We start from the raw sequence: 22,311 nt of genomic DNA, 5'->3' as shown, positions 1-22,311 counted from the left end.
CGGGTCTCAGGACAGGCGGAACTGGTCGTCGCGCCACTCGCCGGCCGGGCGCTCGCCCGAGTGGAGCTCCTCCCGCGCCCGCAGCTCGACCCGGCGGATCTTCCCGGAGATCGTCTTCGGCAGCTCGGCGAACTCCAGACGGCGGACCCGCAGGTAGGGCGGCAGATGCTCCCGGGCGTACGCGAGGATCGACCGGGCCGTCTCCTCGTCGGGCCGGTGGCCCGGCGCCAGCGTCACGTACGCCTTCGGCACCGCCAGCCGCACGGGGTCGGGCGCGGGGACGACGGCCGCCTCGGCGACGGCGGGATGCTCGATCAGGACGCTCTCCAGCTCGAAGGGGCTGACCTTGTAGTCGGACGCCTTGAACACGTCGTCGGTCCGCCCGATGAACGTGATGTAGCCGTCGGCGTCCCGGGCGGCGACGTCCCCCGTGTGGTAGAAGCCGCCGTCCATCGCCTCCGCGTTGCGCGCCTCGTCCCCCTGGTATCCGGTCATCAGGGTCAGCGGGGACCGGGACAGGTCGAGGCACAGCTCCCCCTCGGCCTCGCCGTCGAGCCGCGCGCCGGTCGTCGGGTCGACCAGCACGACCGGCACCCCCGGCAGCGGACGGCCCATCGACCCGGGCTTGACGGGCTGCCCCGGCGGGTTGCCGACCGACGCGGTGGTCTCGGTCTGCCCGAAACCGTCCCGGATCGTCAGCCCCCACCTGCGCCGCACCTGGCTGATGACCTCGGGGTTCAACGGCTCTCCCGCGCCGACGGCCTCCCTGAGCGACTCGGGGGCCTCGGCCAGGTCGGCGTTGATCAGCATCCGCCACACCGTGGGAGGCGCGCAGAACGTCGTCACCTTCTCGGAACGCAGCAGCGCCAGCATCCCCGCCGGATCGAACCGCGTGTAGTTGTAGACGACCACGGTCGCCTCGGCCAGCCACGGCGCGAAGAAGTTCGACCAGGCGTGCTTCGCCCACCCCGGCGAGGAGATGTTGAGGTGGACGTCCCCGGGCCGCAGGCCCTGCCAGTACATCGTCGACAGGTGGCCGACCGGATAGGACACGTGGGAGTGCTCGACGAGCTTGGGCCTGCTGGTCGTGCCCGAGGTGAAATAGAGCAGCAGCCGGTCGCCGCTCGCGTTCCCCGGGTGCGGCAGCGGCCCGGCCTCCAGCTCGTACGCCGCCGAGAGCTCCCGCCAGCCCTCCACCGCGCCCCCGGCGACGACCTTCAGGTACGCCCCCGGGACGTCCGCGAACTTCGGCGTGTCCGCGACGTCGCAGATGACCGCCTTCGCGTTCCCGCGGTCGACCCGGTCGGCGAGCTCGGCGGGGCCGACGGCCGTCGTCGTCGGCATGATCACCGCGCCCAGCTTGACGATGGCGAGCATGCAGTCCCACAGCTCGACCCGGTTGCCGAGCATGACCACGACGCTGTCGCCGCGGCCCACCCCGCCCGCCGCGAGGAAGCGGGCCACCCGGTCGGACCTGCGGCACAGCTCCGCGAACGAGTACGCGGAGCGGCCGCCGTCCTCCTCGACGACCACCAGGCCGGGGCGCTCGTCGTCGCGGGCCCAGGTCTCGAACCAGTCGTGCGCCCAGTTGAAGGTGTCGCCCACGTCGGGCCACGAGAACGTCGCGACGGCCTCGTCGTACGAGGTGCGCAGGTCGAGCAGGCGGTCCCGCGCGGCTCGCAGGGCAGAGGTGGGATCGGGTGACATCGCGGCCTCCTTCGTCGTCCGCCGCACATGGTGACCTTCGCCGCGCCGCCGCGACACCCCCCGATGGGGGTGCGGGCGGGTTCAGGGGATGAGGCCGTGGCGGCGGGCGGCGACGACGGCCTCGTGCCGGGTGTGCGCGTCGAGCCGGACCAGGATGTCGCGCATGTAGCTCTTGACCGTCATGGGCGCGATGCCGAGATCGGCCGCCACGCTCGCGTACGTGCGTCCCGTCGCCACCAGCGACAGGACCGCCAGCTCGCGGGCGCTGAGCGCGGGTACCTCGCCGGTGGGGGCGGGGCGGGCGGCCTGGCCGGACAACTCGTCGAGCAGCCCGGTGATCCGCGCGCGCAGCGTGTCGTCGTCGGTGCTCCGCCGCAGCGCGTGCAGACCGGAGTGGACCTTGCGCAGCCGTTCGAGCGCGCTCGCGCGCGTCTTCTCCGCCGCCTCGACGCGGGCGGCCACGCGCCGGTCGATCTCGTCCTCCATGGCCAGTCTCCGCGCGAGGGCGCGGGCGGCGGCCGTGGTCGCGGTCTTGAGCCGGTCGCCGAGGCCCGGGCTCTCCCGGACGGCGGAGTAGATCACGCCGCGGACCGTGGCGCCGACGAGCACGGGCGCGGCGACGGTGGCGCGGATGCCCTCGGTCAGTACCGGGACGTCGTAGTCGTGCGAGATGTCGTCCGCGACGCGGTAGTCGTCGACACCGACGACCCGCCGCTCGTGCCAGGCGCGGCCGCCGACCCCCGCGCCGGGGGACACCGCGAGCCCGGACAGCAGGCCGGTGCGGGTGCCGTCGAAGTGCTGGAGGCGCAGCCCGCCGTCCGTGACCGGGCCTCCGAACGCGATCGGCGCGCCCGTGGCCTCGCGCAGTGAGCGCAGCTCCCGGCCCCACAGCCGGGGGAGCTCCGGCGACGTCTCGCCCTGAAGCCTGACCATGCCTCATCTTGCCCCGGTTTCGGACCCGGGTGAATACCCGTGCACGGCGCGACCCGGGCGTCCGTCGGATGGGGGTGGGGCCCACGGCAGAATGAGGGGATGCCCCGACGCCGCCCGAGCCGGCCGCTCCGCCCCGCCGCCCCCTCGTCCTGCCCCTGCGGGACGGCCGCGCCGTACCGCGACTGCTGCGGGCGGCTGCACCGGGGGGAGGCCGCCGCGACGACCGCCGAGGCGCTGATGCGGTCGCGGTTCAGCGCCTTCGCCGTCGGAGACGCCGGCTATCTCCTGCGCACCTGGCACCCGTCCACCAGGCCCGAGCGACTCGATCTCGCCGGCGGGCCCCGGTGGGTGCGCCTGGAGATCCTGGAGACCACCGGCGGCAGCGCGGTCCACACCGAGGGCACCGTACGGTTCAGGGCCCACTACGAGGACCGCGGGAGGCCGGGGGCGATGGAGGAGAACAGCCGCTTCGCCCGGCATGCCGGAACCTGGACGTACATCGGAGCGATCTGACCCGGCCGTCACCTGAAACGTTCGACGTGCACTACAACGTGGGAAGCTGCCGAACCTTCCCGCCGCGCCAGCCGCGCCGCCCGCCGGGGTGACGCTCCTGTATGGGCGGGACACCGACCGGCTGTGCCTGGCGACGCCGAGCGTCGTGGACGGGCCGGTGGCGCCGCTGTATGAGCGGCTCCTCGGACTGCGGCGATGGTGGCGCGCCGTCGGTCGTCAACCCGGCAGGAACATTTGTCCAAGACCGATAGTCGACCGCCCGTGCATAGTCTCCGCATGAGTGAGTACGACATTGAGCACTCGCATGGGATGCACGTGGTCCATGACGGCCCGCGGCAGGCGCCGCCGTTGTTGCTCATCCACGGATCGGGGGCCTCGGGCGGCTTCTGGAGCCCGGTGGTCCCGGCACTGGCCGGCCACCATCACGTCATCCGGGTCGACCTCCCGGGCTGCGGCCAGTCCCCGCCCGCGCCGTCGTACGACGTGCCTGCCCAGGCGGGCCAGGTGGCGGCGCTGCTGGACGACCTCGGCCTTCGTCACGTCGCCGCGGTCGGGCACTCCAGCGGAGGCTACGTCGCCACCGCGCTTGCCGAACAACGTCCCGACCTCGTGGGTTCGCTTGCACTGATCAGTAGCGGCCCAAATCCGGATGCGCTCCTTCGGCAGCCGTTCATCCTTCGGGTCCTGTTGGCCCCGCCTTTGGGCCCGCTCCTGTGGTCGAGGCGTTCGGATGCGATGATCCGCAGGGGGATCAGCGCGACGGCCGCTCGCCCGGTGGACCTCCCGGACGACGTGGTCGCCGACGTAGGGGGCATCACCTACCGCGTGATGAGGACGGTGCTGCGCCGGAACACCGCGTACATCGCGGAGCGGGGCGTGCCCGAGCGTCTCGCCTCCCTCGAGGTCCCCGTGCTGGTGATCTTCGGCGCTGCCGACCCCCGTTGGGAGCCGTCGTCGGCGCACCAGTACGACGCGGTGCCGAACGCGCGGGTCGAGTTGCTGCCCGGCGTCGGGCACCTGCCCATGTTGGAAGCGCCCGAGACGACCAGCAAACTACTGCTGGACTTCACGGCAACGGGCCGCTGACAGCCCACCCATGATCCCTGAGGCCTAGACTGGTCACATGTTGTCGACCGGGACGCCAGCTGACCGGGCGTGGGTGGACGTCGCAGTCCCACGCCCGTCGGTTCGGCTGCCGGGGGTCAGCATGGCCGGGTTCCGCCATCGTGCCCCGGCCTTTGTGGACATCGCCATGGTCGCGTACCCGTCCGTCACCCTGCTCGTCGATCTGAGCGAGGGAGAAGGCGTCGTCTACGAAACCCATGGCCGGCACGAGCGCGGCAGTGTCGTCGCCGGGCTCCTCCCCGGCGATCTCCGGGCAACTGGCTGGGGAGTCGGCGAGTGCCTCCAGATCCGGCTGGAGCCGGTCGCGGCGGCTGCGTTGTTCGGCGCATCGAGCGAGCTCAGCGGGACGGTGGTAGCCCTTGAGGATGTCTGGGGCCGCGACGCCGGGCGAGCCGAGGACAGGCTGCGCGCCGCCGCGTCGTGGGACGAACGGTTCACGATCGCGGTGGACATCCTCGGCCGACGGCTGGGCGCCCACCCACCGGTCGATCCGCAGGTCGCCTATGCCTGGCGGCGGACGCTCACCAGCCGGGGGCGGGTGCGGGTCGACGGCCTGGCGGACGAGGTCGGCTGGAGCCGCAAGCGCCTGTGGTCCCGCTTCCGGTCCCAGCTCGGCATCACACCCAAACGCGCCGCCCGACTGGTGCGCTTCGACCACGCCGCCCACCTTCTCGCGGCGGGTCACGCCGCCGCCCGCGTTGCCGTCGAGAGCGGCTACGTCGACCAGTCCCACCTCCACCGCGAGGTAACGACGTTCGCCGGGCTCACGCCCACGGCCCTGGCCGTCGCGCCGTGGCTCGCGATCGACGACGTCGCGTGGCCGGCTTCATCGGCGATCCAGCGTCCTGCGAAGGGTGGCGAACGCATCCCCGACCTTCGTTGAACAGCCGGACTTCTCGGCCGTGTACAGCACGCCGGGAAGGGAGTTCCGCCTGGCGGGCGGCGCGGCGACCGGAGACCCACGACGACGGCCTTCCCCACAGCCTTGTCACGGCCGGAGCGCCAGGGTGGGGGACCGGTCGGCGGCGAGGTGCAGGGCGAGCCCGGCGAGCACCGAGCCCATGAGGTAGCGCTGGACGCTCAGCCACCTCGGGCGTCGTGACAGGAAGCCGGAGACGGTGCCGGCCGTCAGCACGATCAGACCGTCGACCGTCAGGGCGACGCCGATCTGGACGAGCCCGAGCACGAGGCTCTGCGCGGCGACGTGCCCGCGCGCCGGATCCACGAACTGCGGGAGCACCGACAGGTACACCACGGCGATCTTGGGGTTGAGCAGGTTGGTGACCAGCCCCATCGTGAACAGCCTGCGCGGCGGGTCCGCCGGCAGCTCCTTCGGCGCGAAGGCGGACACGCCGCCGGGCCGTACGGCCTGCCAGGCCAGCCACAGCAGGTACGCGGCCCCCGCCAGCTTGATCGCCGTGTACACGGCGGGCACCAGTGCGAACACGGCCGCGATGCCGGCCGCCACGGCGGTGAGGTAGACGAGGAACCCCGCGGCCACGCCCGCCAGGGAGATCAGCCCGGCCCGCCGGCCCTGGGCGATCGACCGGGACACCAGATAGATCATGTTGGGGCCGGGCGTCAGGACGATCCCGAGCGCCACCGCCGCCATGCCCGCGAGACCGTCGATGCCGATCATGTCGCCCGCTCCCGATCTCCCGTACCCGCAACCGATGCTTCGAGGCTAGAGGCCGGGCGATTTCGCGTGCAATAGTGACATTGCACTCGGTGCAATCCTGCGAATGCGATGAGGTTGTGTCATGGAGGACTACCGCGCGGTCGCCGACGAGGTGGCGGCGGACATCGCGGCCGGCCGTCTGCGTCCCGGAGACCGGCTGCCGCCGCAGCGCTCCTTCGCCCGGCGGCGCGGCATCGCCGGCTCGACCGCCGGGCGCGTCTACAAGGAGCTGGCCAGGCGCGGGCTCGTCGTGGGGGAGGTCGGCCGGGGCACCTTCGTCCGCGCGGCGCAGCCGCCGCCCGGGCCCGCGCTCGCCGAACCCTCCGCCGCCAGGATCGACCTGGAGCTGAACTATCCCGTGGCCCCCGGCCAGGCCGACCTGCTCGCCCGGGGGCTCGGTCCGTTGCTGCGGCCCGACGTGCTCGGCGCCGCGCTCCGGCCGGTCGGCGCGGCCGGCACCCCCGAGGCACGGGAGGCCGCGGCCCGGCTGGCCGGTACGGCGGGCTGGCGGCCCGACCCGGCGCGCGTCCTGTTCGCGGGGAACGGGCGGCAGGCCGTCGCCGCCGCCGTCGCCGCGCTGGTGCCGCCCGGCGAGCGTCTCGGGGTGGAGGCGCTCAGCTATCCCGTGGTGAAGGCCGTCGCGCACCGGCTCGGCGTGACCGCCGTTCCCGTCGCCGTCGACGCCGACGGGCTGTGCCCCGACGCGCTCGCCGCCGCGCACCGCGCCGCCCCGCTGCGCGCGGTCTACCTCCAGCCGACCCTGCACAACCCCCTCGGGATCACCATGCCGGAGGAGCGGCGCGCGCGGATCGCCCGCACGCTGCGCGAACTGGACCTGTACGCGGTCGAGGACGCCGTGTGGGCGTTCCTGCACGATGCCGCGCCGGCGCCGCTCGCCGCGCTGGCCCCGGACCGCGCGATCCTGGTCGACAGCGTGTCCAAACGGCTGGCACCCGGGCTGACCGCGGGCTTCGCCGTGACGCCTCCCAGGCTCGCCGAGCGCCTCGCCGCCGCGCTGCGCTCGGGGGCGTGGACCGCCGCCCGGTTCGCCCTCGACGCCGTGACCCGGTGGACGGCCGACGGCACCGTGGCCGCCGTCGCCGAAGCCAAGCGGGCGGACGCCGCGGCCCGCCAGCGGATCGCCGCGGTGCGGCTCGCCGGGTTCACCGTACGGGCCGACCCCCGCGCCTACTACTGCTGGTGGGAGCTGCCCGAGCGGTGGCGGGCCGAGACCTTCGTCGCCGCCGCGGCCCGGCGCGGGATCGCCGTCACGCCCGCCGCCTCATTCGTCGTCGGGACGCGCGGCGCGCCCGGCGCGGTGCGGCTCGGCCTCGCCTCCCCGCCCGTGGAGACCCTGTCGTACGCGCTGGACGTGCTGGCCGCGATCGCCCGCGCCGCCCCCGAGGACCTCGCCGACGACTGAGCGCCCCCGACGCCGGGCCCCGGCCGGCCGCGGGCCGTCAGAGGCGCTCGATGATCGCGCCCGTGGCGAGGGCGCCGCCGGCGCACACCAGGACCATCGCCACGTTCAAATCGCGGCGTTCGAGCTCGCCGATCGCGGTCGCGACGAGCCGGATGCCGGTCGCGCCCACCGGGTGGCCGATCGCGATCGCGCCGCCGTTCACGTTGAGCCGGTCCGGATCCACGCCGTGGACCTGGGCGAACGACATCGGCACCGCGGCGAACGCCTCGTTCACCTCGAACAGGTCGATGTCACCGATCTTCATGCCGGTGCGCGCCAGCATCCGGTCGGCGGCCTGGACCGGGCCGTCGAGCAGGAACTCGGGCTCCGCGCCGACCAGGCACTGGGCCACGAGGCGGGCGCGGGGGCGCATCCCCAGGTCGCGGGCCCTGCCCTCGTCCATCAGCACGGCGACGCTCGCGCCGTCGGAGATCTGCGACGCGGTGCCCGCGGTGTGCAGGCCACCGTCGATGATGGGCTTCAGCCCCGCCAGCGCCTCCATGCTCGTCTCGCGCAGCCCCTGGTCCCGGGACACGACCGAGCCCTCCGGGCCGGGGACGCGGACCGGGATGATCTGCCCGTCCAGGCGCCCCTCGGCCCACGCCTCCCCGGCCCGCGCCTGCGATCGCAGCCCGAACGCGTCCAGTCGCTCCCGGGTGAAGCCGCGGCGGCGCGCGATCCGGTCGGCGGCCACGAACTGCGCCGGCATGTCGCGGTTCCACGAGTCCGGGCGGGGCCGGCCGACGCCGTCGCCGATGTTGGCCAGCAGCGGCACCCGGGACATCGACTCCACCCCGCAGGCCATGCCCACGTCGATCGCGCCCGCCGCGATCTGCCCGGCGACCAGGTGCACCGCCTGCTGGGCCGAGCCGCACTGCGAGTCGATCGTCGTCGCGCCGGCGGCCTCCGGCAGGCCCGCGTGCAGCCACGCCGTACGGGTGACACTGGCGGACTGCTCGCCCGCCTGGGTGACGCAGCCGCCGATCACCTGCTCCACCAGGGCGGGGTCCAGACCGAGCCGGTCCAGGGCGCCGCGCTGGGCGGCGCCGAGCAGTTCGGCGGCGTGCAGGCCGGAAAGCAGGCCGCCCCGCCGTCCGATCGGGGTGCGCGCGGCGTCGACGATGACGGGGGTTCCCATCCGCCCTCCAGGGTTCGTGTCCTCACTGGCCTTCGCCGGCCCTCGCCGCGCCGTACGCCGGCGGGCCGCACCCATCGTGCTGCCGGCGAGCGGGCCGGGACGCGGCCGGTCCCGGTCAACGAGATGGGACGCCCGGAGGCCGGGCGCGGCGTACGGGATTGTCGGTCGGACACGGCACTATGTGCGCATGACTGACGCGCTCCACGCCACGCCCCTCGCCGACCAGGCCGAATACGCCCAGGCCGTGCGGGTCGCGGTCGACGCCGCCGCCGCCTACTACGGCGCGGGCGACTCCGCCCTCGACGACGACGCCTACGACCGCCTGGTGCGCGGCATCGAGGCGTACGAGGCGGCCCACCCCGACCACGTGCTGCCCGGATCGCCCACCGGGAAGGTCGCCGGCGGGGCCGTGACCGGTGACGTGCCGCACACGGTGCCGATGCTCAGCCTGGACAACGTGTTCTCCGCCGACGAGCTGGCCGGGTGGGCGGCCGGGCTGGAGCGCAGGCTCGGCCGCCCGGTCGAGATGTGGAGCGTCGAGCCGAAGCTCGACGGGCTCGCCGTGTCGGCCCGCTACCACGCCGGCCGGTTGACCCAGCTCGTCACCCGCGGCGACGGCGTGGCCGGTGAGGACGTGTCGCACGCGATCGGCACCGTCGAGGGCCTGCCCGAGACGCTGACGGAGCCGGTCACGGTGGAGATCCGCGGCGAGGTGCTGATGACCGCCGCCCAGTTCGAGGACGCGTGCGCGAAACGCACCGCGCACGACGGCACCACGTTCGCGAACCCGCGCAGCGCCGCCGCCGGCACCCTGCGCGCCAAGGACCGGCCGTACCGCTGCGAGACGACCTTCTTCGGGTACGGCGCGCTGCCGCTGCCGCCCGACGACGGGGGCGAGCCGGCCGCGCGGCTGCGCGAACTGCCGCACAGCCGGATCATGGAGCTGGTCGCCGGCCTCGGCGTGCGGACCACCGGCGCGACCCCGGTCGGCGTGATCGCCGTGTCCACGGTCGAGCAGGTCCAGGCCCGCGTCGAGGAGATCGCCGCGGTGCGCGCCGAGCTGCCGTTCGGCATCGACGGCATCGTCGTCAAGGCCGACCTCGCCGCCGACCAGGAGCAGGCCGGGTTCAGCTCGCGGGCGCCCCGCTGGGCGATCGCGTACAAGCTGCCCGCCGTGGAGAAGATCACCAAGCTGGTCGGGGTGGAGTGGAACATCGGGCGCACCGGCATCATCGCGCCGCGCGCGGTGCTGGAGCCGGTGCTGCTGGACGGCAGCGTCGTCACCTACGCCACGCTGCACAACCCGGCGGACATCACCCGGCGCGGCCTGATGATCGGCGACCACGTGACCGTCTACAAGGCGGGCGACGTGATCCCGAGGGTGGAGGCGCCGGTGGTCCATCTGCGGACCGGGGCGGAGCGGCCGATCGAGTTCCCCGACGTGTGCCCGAGGTGCGGCGCCGAGATCGACGTCTCCCAGCAGCGCTGGCGGTGCGTCCGCGGCCGGGCCTGCCGTGCGGTCGCCTCGGTCAGCTACGCGGTGGGCCGCGACCAGCTCGACATCGAGGGCCTCGGGGAGACCCGCATCGTCCAGATGGTCGAGGCCGGGCTGGTCGCCGACTTCGCCGACCTGTTCACGCTCACCCGCGAGCAGATCCTCGGCCTGGACCGGATGGGCGAGACCAGCACCGACAACCTGCTGGCCGCGATCGAGCGGGCCAAGGAGAAGCCGCTGAACAAGGTGTTCTGCGCGCTCGGCGTGCGCGGCACCGGCCGGTCGATGTCCCGGCGGATCGCCCGGCACTTCGGCTCGATGGACGCGATCCGCGCGGCCGACGCCGAGGCGCTGCAGGCCGTGGACGGCATCGGGCCGGAGAAGGCCGCGGCCCTCGTGGAGGAGCTGGCCGAGCTGGGGCCGCTGATCGACCGGCTGGTGGCGGCCGGGGTGACCATGACCGAGCCGGGCGCCACGGGGCCGCGCCCCGCCGGACCGGGCGCGGCGGGGTCCGACGCCGAGGCCGGGCAGGGAGCCGGGGCCGGCGCGGGCGACGGGAGCGTGGTCGAGCTTCCGCTCACCGGGATGGCCGTCGTGGTGACCGGCGCGATGAGCGGGCCGCTGGAGGCGCTGTCCCGCACCGAGATGAACGAGCTGATCGAGCGCGCCGGAGGCCGGGCGTCCTCCAGCGTCTCGGCGCGTACCTCCCTGCTCGTGGCCGGCGAGAAGGCCGGGTCCAAGCGGGACAAGGCCGCGACGCTCGGCGTGCGCATCGCCACCCCGGAGGAGTTCGCCGCCATGGTCGCCTCGTTCATCTGACCGGCACGCCGCCGATCCGCCTTCGATCCGCCACCGGCACGTGAGCCCGGGCCGTGGGCCTGGCGCCGCGCCCTCGGTGGGTTCGGTCAGTTCATGGTGAAGGTGGTCAGGACGGCGGCGTGGTCGGAGGTCCAGGCGTTGTCCTTGTGGCCGGGGATCGGGGCCGGGGTTCCCTCGACGACGGCCTCGGAGGAGGTCACCTCGATGTCGCCCTTGTAGTGGACGAAGTCGATGCGGTCCTGCGGCTCGGGCTCGCCCGTGTGGGCGTCATGGCCGTAGCCGCCGGTGAAGGCGGTGTAGATGGGCGACCAGGTGATGCCGGGGGCGGCGACCGGGTCGGGGTGGGCCACCCGGTAGGAGTCCTTCATGCCCGCCTGCTCAGGGGCGACCGAGGTCGGCCAGGGGACGGAGTCGTAGCCGCACCGCTTGGCCGCGGGGGTCCAGTCGAGGTGCGAGGGGGCGTTGAAGTCGCCGGTCAGCAGGACGGGGGTGCGGCCGGAGGCGGCGAGGTCGCCGGACATGGCCGACATCACGCGCCGGATCTGCTCGGTGCGCTTCGACTCGGCCTCCCTGGACAGCAGCCGGTCCACGCTCCATCGGCCGAAGCACGCGTCGTACGGGCCGTACGGGGTGTAGCCGAGGTGCACGTTCCAGAGGGCCACTTCGTGCCGGTCATCCAGCCTGATCCGCGCGTTGACCCCGGCGAGGCCCGACTCGGACGGCAGCGGGCCGCGCCCCACGATCGGGTAGCGGCTGATGATGCCGAGGTCGGCGCCCGCCTGGTAGTGGTCCCAGCCGAGCGCCTCGGCCAGCTCCTTCGCCGAGGTGGACGACGTCTCCTGCAGGCCGACCACGTCCACGTCGCGGTCGAGCAGGAACTTCACCTGCTTCTCCCGGCCGCCCTTGACCTGGCTCCCGCCGTGCCACAGGTTCCAGGACATGGCCTTCAACTCGGGCACCAGCGGGGCGCCGGGCGGCCGGACCCGGATGCGGACCGTGGCGGAGGTCCGTTCGCCCGCGGCGGTGCGCGCCTCGACGGTGACCGCGGCCGTCTTCGCGGACGCCGACGCCGGCGGCGTGCCGGTCACGGAGCCGTCCTCGCCGATCCGCACCCACTCCGGGCCGTTCACCTTGCGGAACGCGGCCTCGGGGCCGCGGACCGTGCCCTTGACCGTGGCCGCGTAGGGGGACTTCGCGCGGGCGTTGCGCAGGGTGAAGTCGCCGGTGACGAAGTGCAGCGGCTCGCTGCTCACGATCTTCAGCTTGGCGGGCGGCGCGAGCCACTCGTAGCCGTCCTTCGCCAGGGCGTAGGCGACATAGGCGCCGGGCTCCAGGCCGTTGGTCGGCAGGGTGGCCGTGCCGGCGGCGGAGGGGATGTAGACCCACTTCAGCGAGGGGCCCACGTATTTCTGGTCCACCGGCCCGTCGCCGGGGTCGCTGTAGAGGCCGATCCAGTTCTTGGCATCCGGGCGCGGCGTGGAATAGGAGAACTGCACCGGATCGCCGGCCTTCACGCTCGGCGTACGCGCGGTGAGCGTGCCGTCGGGCGCACCGGCGTGGGCGGGGAGGGCGGGCAGCGCCAGGGCGGCCAGCAGAGCGGCGGTCAGAGCGACAAAACGCGGCATTCGCACATCCTTGGTCGTTTTCACTGCGAAAGAAGGATCTACGCCGCAAACGACGACAAGATTGCCGCGAATTAGCCAGGAGTGGTCATATTGGAAGCGTGTCGGCCCGGACCCCTGGGGCCCGGGCCGTACGGGGCGGCCGGCGGGTGATGCCGGGAGGCCGGCGTCAGGCCACGCCGAAGCGGGGGATGGGCAGGTCCTCCGTCGCCACGTGGACGATGTGCGACTCGGTGTACACGTCGATGCTGTGGTTGCCGCCCTCGCGTCCCAGGCCGCTGGCCTTGACGCCGCCGAACGGCGTGCGCAGGTCGCGGACGTTCTGCGAGTTGACCCAGAGCATGCCCGCCTCGATCGCCTGCGTCATCCGGTGCGTCCGGCGCAGGTCGTTCGTCCAGAGGTAGGCGGCGAGGCCGTACCGGGTGGCGTTGGCCAGCCGGATCGCCTCCTCCTCGGTGGAGAACGGGGTGACGCACACGACCGGGCCGAAGATCTCCTCCTGGAAGATCCGCATCTCGGGGGTGACGTCCGCGAAGACGGTGGCGGACAGGAAGTTGCCCTCGGGCAGGCCGGTCGGCCGCCCGCCGCCCGCGACCAGACGCGCGCCCTCGTCCACGCCGACGCGCACGTACTCCATGACACGCGCGTAGTGCTCGGGGTGGATGAGCGCGCCGAGTTCGGTCGCCGGGTCGTCCGGGGAGCCCACCCTGACCCGCGCGGCACGCTCGGCCAGCCGCTCCACGAACGTGTCGTAGATCGTGTCCTGGACCAGGACCCGCGAGCTGGCCGTGCACCGCTCGCCGTTCAGCGAGAAGACGCCGAAGACGGCGGCGTCGATCGCCCGCTCCAGGTCGGCGTCGTCGAAGACCACAAGGGGGGACTTGCCGCCGAGCTCCATGGAGAGGGTCTTCAGGTGGGTCGCGGCCGAACGCATGATGATCTGACCGGTGCCGGTCTCACCGGTGAAGGAGATCACCGGCACGTCGGGGTGCGCGACCAGCGCCGCCCCGGCCTCCTCGCCGATGCCGTGCACAATGTTGAACACGCCCGTGGGCAGCCCCGCCTCCTCCATGATCTCCGGCAGCAGACCGGCCGAAAGGGGGGACCACTCCGCGGGCTTCAAGACGACCGGGCATCCGGCGGCGAGCGCCGGCGCCAGCTTCCACGTCTCCAGCATGAACGGCGTGTTCCACGGCGTGATCAGTCCGGCCACTCCGACGGGCTTGCGCACGACATAGTTGAGCTGCTGGGAGGCGACCCGGTAGACGTCCTCGCCCAGCGTGGTGATCACATCGGCGAAGAACCGGAAATTGTGCGCGGCGCGGTGGGCCTGGCCGCGGGCCTGCGTGATCGGCAGGCCGGTGTCGCGGCACTCGATCGCCGCGATCCGGTCGTCACGCGACTCGATCGCGGCCGCGATCCTGCGCAGCACCGCCGCCCGCTCGCCGCCCGACATGCGCGGCCACGGGCCCTCCGTGAACGCGGTGCGCGCGGCGGCGACCGCCGCCTCCACGTCCTGCGCGTCGCCCGCGGCGATCGTCGCGTACTCCGTGTTGGTGGCCGGTTCGAGCGCGGTGAAGGTCGCGCCCGAGACGCTGGGGACGTGCGCCCCCCCGATGTAGTGCTCCAGCTTCATCAGGCGACTCCCTCGCTCTGTGCCAGCAGTTCGTTGATGCGCGCCACGCCCGCCTCGGTGGGGGAGACCAGCGGAGGGCGGACGTGCCCGGAGGCGATGAGCCCGCGCTGCTCCAGGACCCACTTGGCCGGCGCCGGGTTGGTCTCCACGAAGAGCAGCTCGACCAGCGGGTGCAGCGCGTAGTGCAGGTCGAGCGCGGTCTTGTGGTCGCCCTCGGTGTACGCCGTGTACATGCGGGCGACCGCCGACGGCGCCAGGTTGGCCGCCGCGCTGACGAAGCCGACGCCGCCGATGGCGAGCAGCGGCAGGCACAGCAACTCGATGCCCGACCACATGAGGAAGTCGCGGCCGCAGAGGTTCAGCACGTGGGAGAAGTGCTCGAAGTCCTTGGTCGTCTCCTTGATGCCCACGATGTTGTCGTGGGCCCGCCGGAGCCGGGCGACCGTCTCGGGGGCGATGTCCACCGCGGTCCGCGACGGCACGTTGTAGATGACGACCGGCAACGACGGGAACTCGGCGGCGACCGTCGAGTACCAGCGGAACAGCGCCTCCTGCGTCGGCCGGGCGTAGTAGGGGGTGATGACGAGCGCGGCGTCCGCGCCGAGCCGCTCCGCCTCGGCGGTCAGCCGCAGGGTCTCGTCCAGCTTCGCCGAGCCGGTGCCGGGCAGGAACGGCACGGTGTCGGCCGTCTCCTCGGCCACCGCCGTCATCGCGGCGACGCGCTCCTCGACGCTCTGCGCGCCCGGCTCGCCGGTGGAGCCGCCGGTGGAGATGCCGTGCGAGCCCTGGGAGAGCTGCCAGCGCACGAGCGCCCGCAGCGAGTCGAGGTCGAGCGCGCCGTCGGCGGTGAACGGTGTCACCACGGGGGCGATGGAGCCGCGTATCGTCGCGGGATCCGAACGGAACTTCACGTGTTCAACTCCTTGCTGTGCCGGTCGCGAGTCACTTCTCGCGCCTGGTCTGCTCGTAGGTCTCCCGCCAGCGGGTGTTCATGGGGTAGAGGCCGTCGACCGACTCGCCCTCGGCGACCCGCTCGTAGATGAAGCGCTCCTCGTCCTCCTGCCGCAGCGCGTCCCCGGCCACCTCGTCGACCAGGGACGGCGGGATGACGACCACGCCCTCCGCGTCGCCGACCAGCACGTCGCCGGGCATGACCAGCACCCCGCCGCAGGAGATCGGCACCTGCGAGTCCATCGGGACGTGGCGGCGCCCGAGGACGGCCGCGTGCGGCACCGCGTAGTACGACGGCAGGTCGAGGCCGGAGAACGACGGGCTGTCGCGCAGGCCGCCGTCGGTGACCACCCCGGCCGCGCCGCGGCGCAGGGCCCGCAGCGCGAGGATGTCGCCGAGGGTCCCGGCGCCGTGCTCGCCGCGCGCCTCGATGACCAGGACCTCGCCCGGCCGGATCTCCTCGACCGTGCGCTTCTGGGCGTTCATGCCGCCGCCGATCTCGGCGAAGACGTCCTCGCGCAGCGGGAGGTAGCGCAGGGTCCGTGCGACCCCCACCATGCGCAGGTCCGGCCGGGCCGGCCGTACGCCCTCGATGAAGTGGTGGTCGATCCCGCGTTTGCGGAGCTGCGACGACAACGTGGCGGTGGACACCGCACGGAGCGCCGCCTCGGTCTCCGGGGAGATCGGGGCCGCCGCCGGCGTGTCTCCCGTCGTGCTCTCCGCCGCGCCGCCCGTCGTGCTCCCGGCCGTGTCTCCCGCCGTCTTCCCGGTGAGGGTGACGGTCTCGGGACGGCGGGCGGAGCCGTAGGCCGCGGCCCGGGTCTCCTCGGTGACCTCGGGCTGCACGCCCCAGGGGCCGAGTTCCCGGGTGTCGGCGACGACCTCGTTGCGCAGCCGCCCGGCCCCCTCCAGCTCCACCTCGACCACGTCGCCCGGCCGTACGACGGTGGACCCGGCCGGCGTGCCGGCGAGGACGAGGTCGCCGGGCTCCAGCGTCATGACGCGGGACAGGTCGGCGATGAGCAGGTCGAAGCCGAACAGCAGCTCGTCGGTGCACGCCTCCTGGACCTGCTCCCCGTTCACGTACGTGCGCAGCCACAGCCTGCCGGGGTCGGCGTCCCGCAGGATGGCCGGGCCGACCGGGGTGTACCCGTCCTGGCCCTTGGCCCGCAGGTTGGAGCCGAGGTCGGCGTGCTTGAAGTCGTAGACGCCGAAGTCGTTGGCCGCCGTGTAGCCCGCGACGTGGTCGAGCGCTCGGTCGGGCGGGACGCGGTGCGCGCGCTCGCCGATGATGATCGCGATCTCTCCCTCGAAGGCGAGCAGCTCGCACCCGGCGGGCCGGACGACCGGACGGCCCGACCAGGACAGGGACGACGACGGCTTGAGGAAGTACGACGGCACCGCCGGGACGCGCCCGCGCTCGGCCGCACGGCTGCGGTAGTTGAGATGGACCGCGACGATCTTCCCCGGCGAGAGGCCGAGCGGGTGTTCCATGCCCCCTCCAAATCGTATACGACATCGTTGATGATACTCGATCAGATTGGCGACGGCTATAGACAAAGATATTTGAGTTCCTACATGATTCTTGTATGTCCGATTTGGGCGGCCACACTCAGGTCGTCCGGAACCGGGCCGCGCGGGCGCCCGGATTGAGACAGGGGAGGGCGTAATGGGAGAGGTCGTCCTGGCGGCGAAGATCACGCACGTGCCGTCGATCTGGCTGTCCATCCAGCCGGGCAAGCACTTCGGCATCCGCCGTCCGGCCGAGGTGGCGCTGACCGAGATCGGGCGGCGCGCCCGTGAGCTCGGGGCCGACACCTTCCTGGTGGCCGACACGCACTGGATGAACAGCATCGGCTTCCACCTGAACGGCAGGCGGCGCCACCGGGCGTCCTACGCCAGCCACGAGCTGCCGCACTTCATCCACGACCTGGCCTACGACTACGCGGGCGACCCCGAGCTGGCCGAGCTGATCCGCGAGGAGATCGTGGCCGGCGGCCAGAAGGCGATGGTGCACACCTACAAGGACCTGGGCCTGGAGTACGCCACGCTCGTCCCGATGTACTTCATGAACGGCGACTCCTCGATCCGGGTGTTGCCGATCGGGTGCAACATCTACTCCTCCATCGAGGAGAACCGGCGGATCGGGGAGGCCCTGCTGCGCGCCGTACGGCGCAGCGACCGCAAGGTGGCCTTCCTCGCCAGCGGCTCGTTGTCCCACGCCTTCCCGCCCAACGAGATCGCCGAGTCGCTGCTGAACGACGTGAGCAGCGAGATCAACCGCCAGGTGGACCTGAAGGTCCTGGACATGTGGTGTGAGGGGCGGGTGCCGGAGTTCCTGGAGATGCTCCCGGACTACAACAGGCGCTGCACGGGCGAGGGCGCCATGGCGGACACGGCGATGTTGTTCGGCCTGCTGGGATGGGACTCCTACCGCGGTCAGGGCGAGCAGCTCTGCCCGTACTTCGGCAGCAGCGGCACCGGCCAGGTGGTCGTGGACTTCCCGGTCGAGGCGCTCGACACCGTCCAGTAAGATCTGAAATCGTATGTGAAATAGGGGAGTTGTGACACGCATGCAGGACCCATCCGGCCTGGCCGTCCGCACCTTCGTCCCGGACCGGCCCGCCGCCGCGCCGCCCGTGCTTCTCGTGCACGGCTTCGGCTCCGACGGCGAGGCCGACTGGGTCGCGACCGGCGTCGCCGGCGCGCTGAAGGACGCCGGGCGCACCGTCGTCGTGCCCGACCTGCCCGCCCACGGCGCGAGCCCCGCGCCGGGCGGCCCGGCGGAGGCGGGGGCGCGGGAGATCGCCGAGAGCCTCGTCGCCGCCCTCGACGCGGCGCTCGCCGACGCGGGTGTCCCGGCGGACGTGTTCGACGTGGCCGGCTACTCGCTGGGCGCCCGGCTCGCCTGGGAGCTGCCCGCGGCGGCCCCCGGCCGGGTGCGCAGGACGGTGCTCGGCGGGCTCAACCCCGGCGAGCCGTTCGAGGCCCTGGACATCGAGGCGCTGCACCGCGCGGTCGCCGACGGGACCGAGCCGGGCGACCCGTTCACGGCCGCCATCGCCGGGATGGTACGGTCCCACGGCGAGCGCGCCGCCGGGCTCGCGACCTGTGTCGAGGGCCTGCGCGCCACGCCGTTCGCCGGTGGGGCCTGGAGCGGGACGGTGCCCCCGCTCTTCGTCGTCGGAGCCGACGACGTGATGACGCAGGGCATCGAGCGTATCGTCGAAGGCGTCGACGGCGCTCAGCTCGTGACGGTCCCCGGCGGGCACTTCGAGGTTCTCGGCGGCGGTCTGTTCCGAAGGACTGTCCTGACCGCCCTCGAGCAGTGATCATTGAAGGGTCCGCCGTCCGCCGGCCGAGCGCCGCTCGGGCGCGGCGGACGGCGGTCCGGTCAAGTGTGAGGGGGCGTTGGTGAGCACCGCGAAGAAGCCCGCGCGGGCCAAGGAGTCGAAGGCGGAGCGCAGCTACGAGCTGCTGCGCTCACGCATCCTCGACGGCACCTACGGGCCCGGGTACCGGCTGGTCATGGACCAGCTCGCCCGGGAGACCGGGGTCAGCACGATCCCGCTTCGCGAGGCGGTGCGCCGGCTGCAGTCCGACGGGCTGGTCGAGGTCGTGCGCAACATCGGGGCCCGGGTGGCGGTGTTCGACGCCGCGCAGGTGGAGCACTCGCTGCAGATCCTGGCCCGCCTCGAGGGGTACGCGACCGCCATCTCGGCCCCGCACATGACGCCGGAGAAGATCGAGGCCTCGCGCAAGATCAACAGCCGGATGATGGAGGCGCTGGAGGCGTTCGACCCCTCGTCGTTCACGGCGCTCAACCGCGAGTTCCACTTCTCCATCTACGAGCACTGCCCGGACGAGCACCTCAACGCCCTCCTGGAGTCCGAGTGGGCGCGGCTGGACCACATGCGGCGGTCCAGCTTCACGTACGTGCCGGGCCGGGCGCGGCGCTCGGTGGAGGAGCACGAGCACATGCTCGACCTCATCGAGCGGGGGGCCGACCCGCACGAGATCGAGCGGGTCGCCTGCGCGCACAAGATCGCCACGGCGGCGGCGTTGCACAACGCCAACGTCCCGCCCCGCGCGATCTGACCCTCGCGGCCGCGCGCGGCCGCCCGACACGCGGAAGCCCGCCGGGAACGTCCTCCCGGCGGGCTTCGCCATGCCCGCGCACGAGCGCCGGAAGACGCCGTCCCGGCGGCGCGTCCTCGCCGGACGATCGCGGGAACGCGCCGCCGGAGCCGCCGGCGGGAGGGGGGAAGGCCGCCGGCGGCCGTGGCGACCGGCTCAGACGAGGAGCTGGCCGCCGTCCACCTGGACCACCGCGCCCGTGATGTGCCCGGCCGCGGCGGAGGCCAGGAAGAGCACCAGGGGCGTGACGTCGGCGGTCTGGGCGATCTTGCGGAGCGGGATGCGCGACTCCCAGGCCGCCCGCGCCCGCGGGTCCTCCATCAGCCCGGCGGTCAGCGGGGTGTGGACGGGGCCGGGTGCCACGGCGTTCACCCGGATGCCGTGCTCGGCCAGCTCCAGCGCGCCGGTGCGGGTGATCGCGTCCACCGCCGCCTTGGTGGCCTCGTAGTGGCCCATCCCGGCGGTCGGCTGGCGGGCGCCGATCGAGCTGATGTTGACGATGGAGCCGCCCCGCCCGGTCTCGATCATCTGGGTGGCGACCGCCTGCGTGACCGTGAAGGTGCCGCGCACGTTCACCGCGAGCACCGTGTCGAGGACCTCGACGGGCAGATCGACGAGCAGGCCGCCGCCCGCGACGACGCCCGCGTTGTTCACGAGGACCTCGACCGGGCCGAGCCGGTCGGCGACCTCGGCCACCCCGGCGACGACGGACGCCTGGTCGGTCACGTCCATCGTGACCGCGACGCCGTCCAGCTCGGCGGCGACGCGCTCGGCGGCGGCGCCGTCGACGTCCGCGACGGCCACCCGGTCTCCGGCCGCGGCGAACGCCTCGGCGACGGCCCGCCCGATCCCGCTCGCGCCGCCCGTGACCAGGACGACGCGGCCGCTCATCGTGCCTCCGCGATGATGACGCGCGGGCTGCCCGGCAGCGCGCGGGTCTCGACCGGCTCCCAGCCCGCGGCGCGCAGCCAGCCGCGCACCTCGTCCTCGGGATAGACGACCGTGCCGTCGATCACCAGGTACTCGCCGGCGTGCAGGGCGTCGATGGGGCGCTGCTCCGGGTCGGAGTCGAGGAAGAAGTCGAGCAGCACCAGGGTCGCGCCCGGCGTCGCGGCCTCGCGCGCCGCCTTCGCGATGCGCCGGTTCTGCTCGGCGTCGAAGCGGTGCACGACGTGCTCCAGCAGCACCAGGTCGAAGCCGGTGGGGACGCCGCCCTCCAGCGGGTCCCCGTCGACGATCTCGACCCGGTCGGCGACGCCGGCCTCGGCCAGCACCGTACGGGCGTGCCCGACGAGCTCGCCGCCCGAGAAGAAGGTGCCCCGCAGGCCCGGGGCCCCGCGCAGCGCCTCGGCGAGGAACGACCCGGAGAGGCCGCCGAGGTCGAGGACCCGCTCGTGCCGGGAGAAGTCGTAGTTCTCGGCGAGCATCCGGGCGTGCAGCGCGTTGTAGGTCATCACGCCCGACAGGAACGTCGTCATCCGGTCGCCGCCGAGGTCGAGGTCCGCCGGCTTCGCCGTGCGGGTGGTCTCGCCGAAGCCGAGCCAGTGCCCGTAGCTGATCGTGTCCAGGAAGGTCAGGAACGGCCGCAGGTCGACGTCGTCCCCGTTCCCCGAGAGGTAGCGTGCGGTGGCCGGGGAGTTGGCGTAGACGCCGTCGGCGCGGGTGAGCAGGCCGAGGCCCGCCATCGCGTCGGCGAGGATGCGGGCGGTGCGCTCCGGGATGCCGGTGCGGGCCGCGATCTCGGCGGCCGCGGCGGGCCCCTCGGCGAGCGCCGCGAACAGGCCGGCCTCGGAGGCGGCGAAGAGCTGCTTGGCGGCCATGTAACCGATGGCCACGTCCACGATCCTCGCCGGGCTCGCGGCCTCGGCGCCGGGGTGAGACGACATGGATGCACTCCTTACATACCAAAACAGTATGCGAGATACTATACGATCTACCCGCTTGCGGCCAGAGGTCGCACATCGTCTTCGGAGGTTCGCGATGGAGTTCTCAGGTCAGGTGCCCCGGCGCCGGCTCGGCACGCAGGGCCCGGAGGTGCCGGTCTTCGGCCTCGGCTCATGGAACACGTGGGACCGCATGGAGACGGACGACGCGGTCGAGCTGATCCGGCGGGCGGTCGGGCACGGCGTCAACCTCTTCGACGTGGCCCACTACAACTTCGGCCCGCACGCGGAGAACGCCGTCACCGACGTGATCTTCGGCAAGGTCGTGCGGGAGGCCGGGCTCTCCCGTGACGACTACCTGCTGTGCGGCAAGCTCTGGTTGTGGGACTACCCCGGCAGTTCGTTCGCCGATCAGATCGACGTGTCGCTGGAGCGGGTCGGCACCGACCACGCCGACTTCGTCGTCGCCGGCGACTTCATGGGGGAGCTTGACGTCCGGCAGGTGGTGTCCGACGTGTCGGAGCTGGTGCGCGCAGGATGGTTCACCGCCTGGGGCGTAAACAACTGGTCGGCCGGGGACCTGCGGACCGCCCGCGAGTTCGCGGCGGCCGAGGGCATGACCGCGCCGAGCTTCGCCCAGCTCAAGTACAGCCTGGCCCGGCGGTCCGTCCCCGAGGGGGAACCGTACGGCGAGCTGTTCGCGGGCGGGCTGGGGCTGCAGGCGTCGGACGTCTTCGAGGGCGGCATCCTGGTCGGCAATCTGCGGCCGCAGCGCAAGATCGGCGCCGACCCCGGCGGCATCCGCGAGCGGATCCGCGAGGCGTACCCGCTGGTCGAGCGGGCGGCGGAGAAGTTCGGGGCGACCCCGGCCCAGCTCGCCGTCGCGTTCTGCCTGACCCATCCGTCGGTGGCGAACGTGCTGTTCGGCGCGAGCCGGCTCTCGCAGCTCGAGGACAACCTCGGCGCGCTGGCCCTGCTCGAACGGCACGGCGACGAGCTGCGCCGCGAGGTCGCCGACCTCTGGCTGGACCGCGACGTGGTGCGGCCCGAGGCGTCGTGGGGGACCGACGCGCCCGGCCAGGGGTGACCGGCCGGGTGACGCGCCGGAAGTGACGCATCCGAAGTGACGCATCCGGGATGGCGCATCCGGGGTGACAGATCCGGGGTGACACGGACACGCGTGCGGCCGCGGGCGACATCGCCCGCGGCCGC

At 73.2% G+C, this 22,311-nt stretch carries 19 protein-coding genes; 9 read left to right on the top strand and 10 right to left on the bottom strand.

From position 1 onward, the window contains the following. Positions 1-6 precede the first annotated feature (6 nt). Positions 7-1,707 carry an AMP-binding protein gene (locus AWQ70_RS16460; RefSeq protein WP_067176880.1) on the bottom strand — a complete coding sequence of 567 codons (1,701 nt, stop codon included), beginning with the start codon at positions 1,705-1,707 and terminating at the stop codon, positions 7-9. Positions 1,708-1,788: 81 nt separating this feature from the next. Beyond that, on the bottom strand, positions 1,789-2,640 hold the full coding sequence (locus tag AWQ70_RS16455) for a helix-turn-helix transcriptional regulator (RefSeq protein WP_067176764.1): 852 nt from the start codon (positions 2,638-2,640) through the stop codon (positions 1,789-1,791). 99 nt (positions 2,641-2,739) lie between these two features. Between AWQ70_RS16455 and AWQ70_RS16450 the strand changes: the two genes are divergently transcribed. The 3 genes from AWQ70_RS16450 to AWQ70_RS16440 all read left to right on the top strand — a co-directional run bounded on the left by AWQ70_RS16450 (position 2,740) and on the right by AWQ70_RS16440 (position 5,161). Continuing rightward, the gene (locus AWQ70_RS16450; protein ID WP_067176761.1) at positions 2,740-3,153 is read left to right on the top strand and encodes a YchJ family protein; all 414 of its coding nucleotides are present in this window, start codon (positions 2,740-2,742) and stop codon (positions 3,151-3,153) included. Positions 3,154-3,429: 276 nt separating this feature from the next. Beyond that, complete coding sequence (locus AWQ70_RS16445) at positions 3,430-4,239, top strand: alpha/beta fold hydrolase (protein ID WP_084517210.1); 810 nt, start codon at positions 3,430-3,432, stop codon at positions 4,237-4,239. A gap of 121 nt (positions 4,240-4,360) precedes the next feature. Next, a complete protein-coding gene (locus tag AWQ70_RS16440) occupies positions 4,361-5,161 on the top strand; it encodes a helix-turn-helix domain-containing protein (protein WP_067176877.1) in 801 nt (266 codons plus the stop codon). 105 nt (positions 5,162-5,266) lie between these two features. Here AWQ70_RS16440 and AWQ70_RS16435 read toward each other — a convergent pair whose 3' ends face one another. Then, entirely contained in the window at positions 5,267-5,917 is a 651-nt protein-coding gene (locus AWQ70_RS16435; RefSeq protein WP_067176756.1) for a LysE family translocator, read from the bottom strand. A 121-nt stretch (positions 5,918-6,038) separates the two neighbouring features. On the opposite strand from AWQ70_RS16435, the gene AWQ70_RS16430 reads away from it, so the two are divergent. Further along, positions 6,039-7,379: an aminotransferase-like domain-containing protein gene (locus AWQ70_RS16430; protein ID WP_067176753.1), complete on the top strand. Its 1,341-nt coding sequence runs from the start codon at positions 6,039-6,041 to the stop codon at positions 7,377-7,379. Between the two features lie 37 nt (positions 7,380-7,416). On the opposite strand, the gene AWQ70_RS16425 is transcribed toward AWQ70_RS16430, so the two are convergent. Continuing rightward, complete coding sequence (locus tag AWQ70_RS16425; RefSeq protein WP_067176750.1) at positions 7,417-8,556, bottom strand: steroid 3-ketoacyl-CoA thiolase; 1,140 nt, start codon at positions 8,554-8,556, stop codon at positions 7,417-7,419. Between the two features lie 187 nt (positions 8,557-8,743). Here AWQ70_RS16425 and ligA point away from each other — a divergent pair, with 187 nt between their 5' ends. Further along, positions 8,744-10,870 (top strand): NAD-dependent DNA ligase LigA, encoded by a 2,127-nt coding sequence (gene ligA, locus AWQ70_RS16420; protein ID WP_067176747.1) that lies wholly within the window; start codon positions 8,744-8,746, stop codon positions 10,868-10,870. An 86-nt stretch (positions 10,871-10,956) separates the two neighbouring features. Here the strand turns inward: ligA and AWQ70_RS16415 are convergent, their stop codons facing one another. From AWQ70_RS16415 to AWQ70_RS16400, 4 genes are all read right to left on the bottom strand, one after another. Then, positions 10,957-12,495 carry an endonuclease/exonuclease/phosphatase family protein gene (locus AWQ70_RS16415; protein ID WP_067176745.1) on the bottom strand — a complete coding sequence of 513 codons (1,539 nt, stop codon included), beginning with the start codon at positions 12,493-12,495 and terminating at the stop codon, positions 10,957-10,959. A gap of 166 nt (positions 12,496-12,661) precedes the next feature. Continuing rightward, the gene (gene hpaE, locus AWQ70_RS16410) at positions 12,662-14,128 is read right to left on the bottom strand and encodes a 5-carboxymethyl-2-hydroxymuconate semialdehyde dehydrogenase (protein WP_067176742.1); all 1,467 of its coding nucleotides are present in this window, start codon (positions 14,126-14,128) and stop codon (positions 12,662-12,664) included. Next, positions 14,128-15,039 carry a 4-hydroxy-tetrahydrodipicolinate synthase gene (dapA, locus tag AWQ70_RS16405; protein ID WP_067176739.1) on the bottom strand — a complete coding sequence of 304 codons (912 nt, stop codon included), beginning with the start codon at positions 15,037-15,039 and terminating at the stop codon, positions 14,128-14,130. The genes hpaE and dapA overlap by 1 nt, the downstream gene beginning before the upstream one ends. Positions 15,040-15,070: 31 nt before the next feature. After that, the gene (locus AWQ70_RS16400; RefSeq protein WP_067176735.1) at positions 15,071-16,573 is read right to left on the bottom strand and encodes a fumarylacetoacetate hydrolase family protein; all 1,503 of its coding nucleotides are present in this window, start codon (positions 16,571-16,573) and stop codon (positions 15,071-15,073) included. Positions 16,574-16,748: 175 nt separating this feature from the next. On the opposite strand from AWQ70_RS16400, the gene hpaD reads away from it, so the two are divergent. From hpaD to AWQ70_RS16385, 3 genes are all read left to right on the top strand, one after another. Then, positions 16,749-17,612, top strand: coding sequence for a 3,4-dihydroxyphenylacetate 2,3-dioxygenase (hpaD, locus tag AWQ70_RS16395; protein WP_067176732.1), 864 nt, complete (start codon positions 16,749-16,751; stop codon positions 17,610-17,612). 40 nt (positions 17,613-17,652) lie between these two features. Next, complete coding sequence (locus AWQ70_RS16390; protein WP_067176729.1) at positions 17,653-18,411, top strand: alpha/beta fold hydrolase; 759 nt, start codon at positions 17,653-17,655, stop codon at positions 18,409-18,411. Between the two features lie 82 nt (positions 18,412-18,493). Then, a complete protein-coding gene (locus tag AWQ70_RS16385; RefSeq protein WP_067176726.1) occupies positions 18,494-19,177 on the top strand; it encodes a GntR family transcriptional regulator in 684 nt (227 codons plus the stop codon). A gap of 195 nt (positions 19,178-19,372) precedes the next feature. Here the strand turns inward: AWQ70_RS16385 and AWQ70_RS16380 are convergent, their stop codons facing one another. Further along, positions 19,373-20,107: an SDR family NAD(P)-dependent oxidoreductase gene (locus tag AWQ70_RS16380; protein WP_067176724.1), complete on the bottom strand. Its 735-nt coding sequence runs from the start codon at positions 20,105-20,107 to the stop codon at positions 19,373-19,375. Then, entirely contained in the window at positions 20,104-21,102 is a 999-nt protein-coding gene (locus AWQ70_RS16375) for a methyltransferase (protein ID WP_067176719.1), read from the bottom strand. The genes AWQ70_RS16380 and AWQ70_RS16375 overlap by 4 nt, the downstream gene beginning before the upstream one ends. 94 nt (positions 21,103-21,196) lie before the next feature. Here AWQ70_RS16375 and AWQ70_RS16370 point away from each other — a divergent pair, with 94 nt between their 5' ends. Continuing rightward, positions 21,197-22,186 carry an aldo/keto reductase gene (locus tag AWQ70_RS16370; RefSeq protein ID WP_067176716.1) on the top strand — a complete coding sequence of 330 codons (990 nt, stop codon included), beginning with the start codon at positions 21,197-21,199 and terminating at the stop codon, positions 22,184-22,186. Positions 22,187-22,311: the final 125 nt, after the last annotated feature.

The organism is Microtetraspora niveoalba, assembly GCF_001570405.1.
GTDB lineage: Bacteria > Actinomycetota > Actinomycetes > Streptosporangiales > Streptosporangiaceae > Microtetraspora > Microtetraspora niveoalba.
This window is presented reverse-complemented; position numbering and strand designations above follow the sequence as displayed.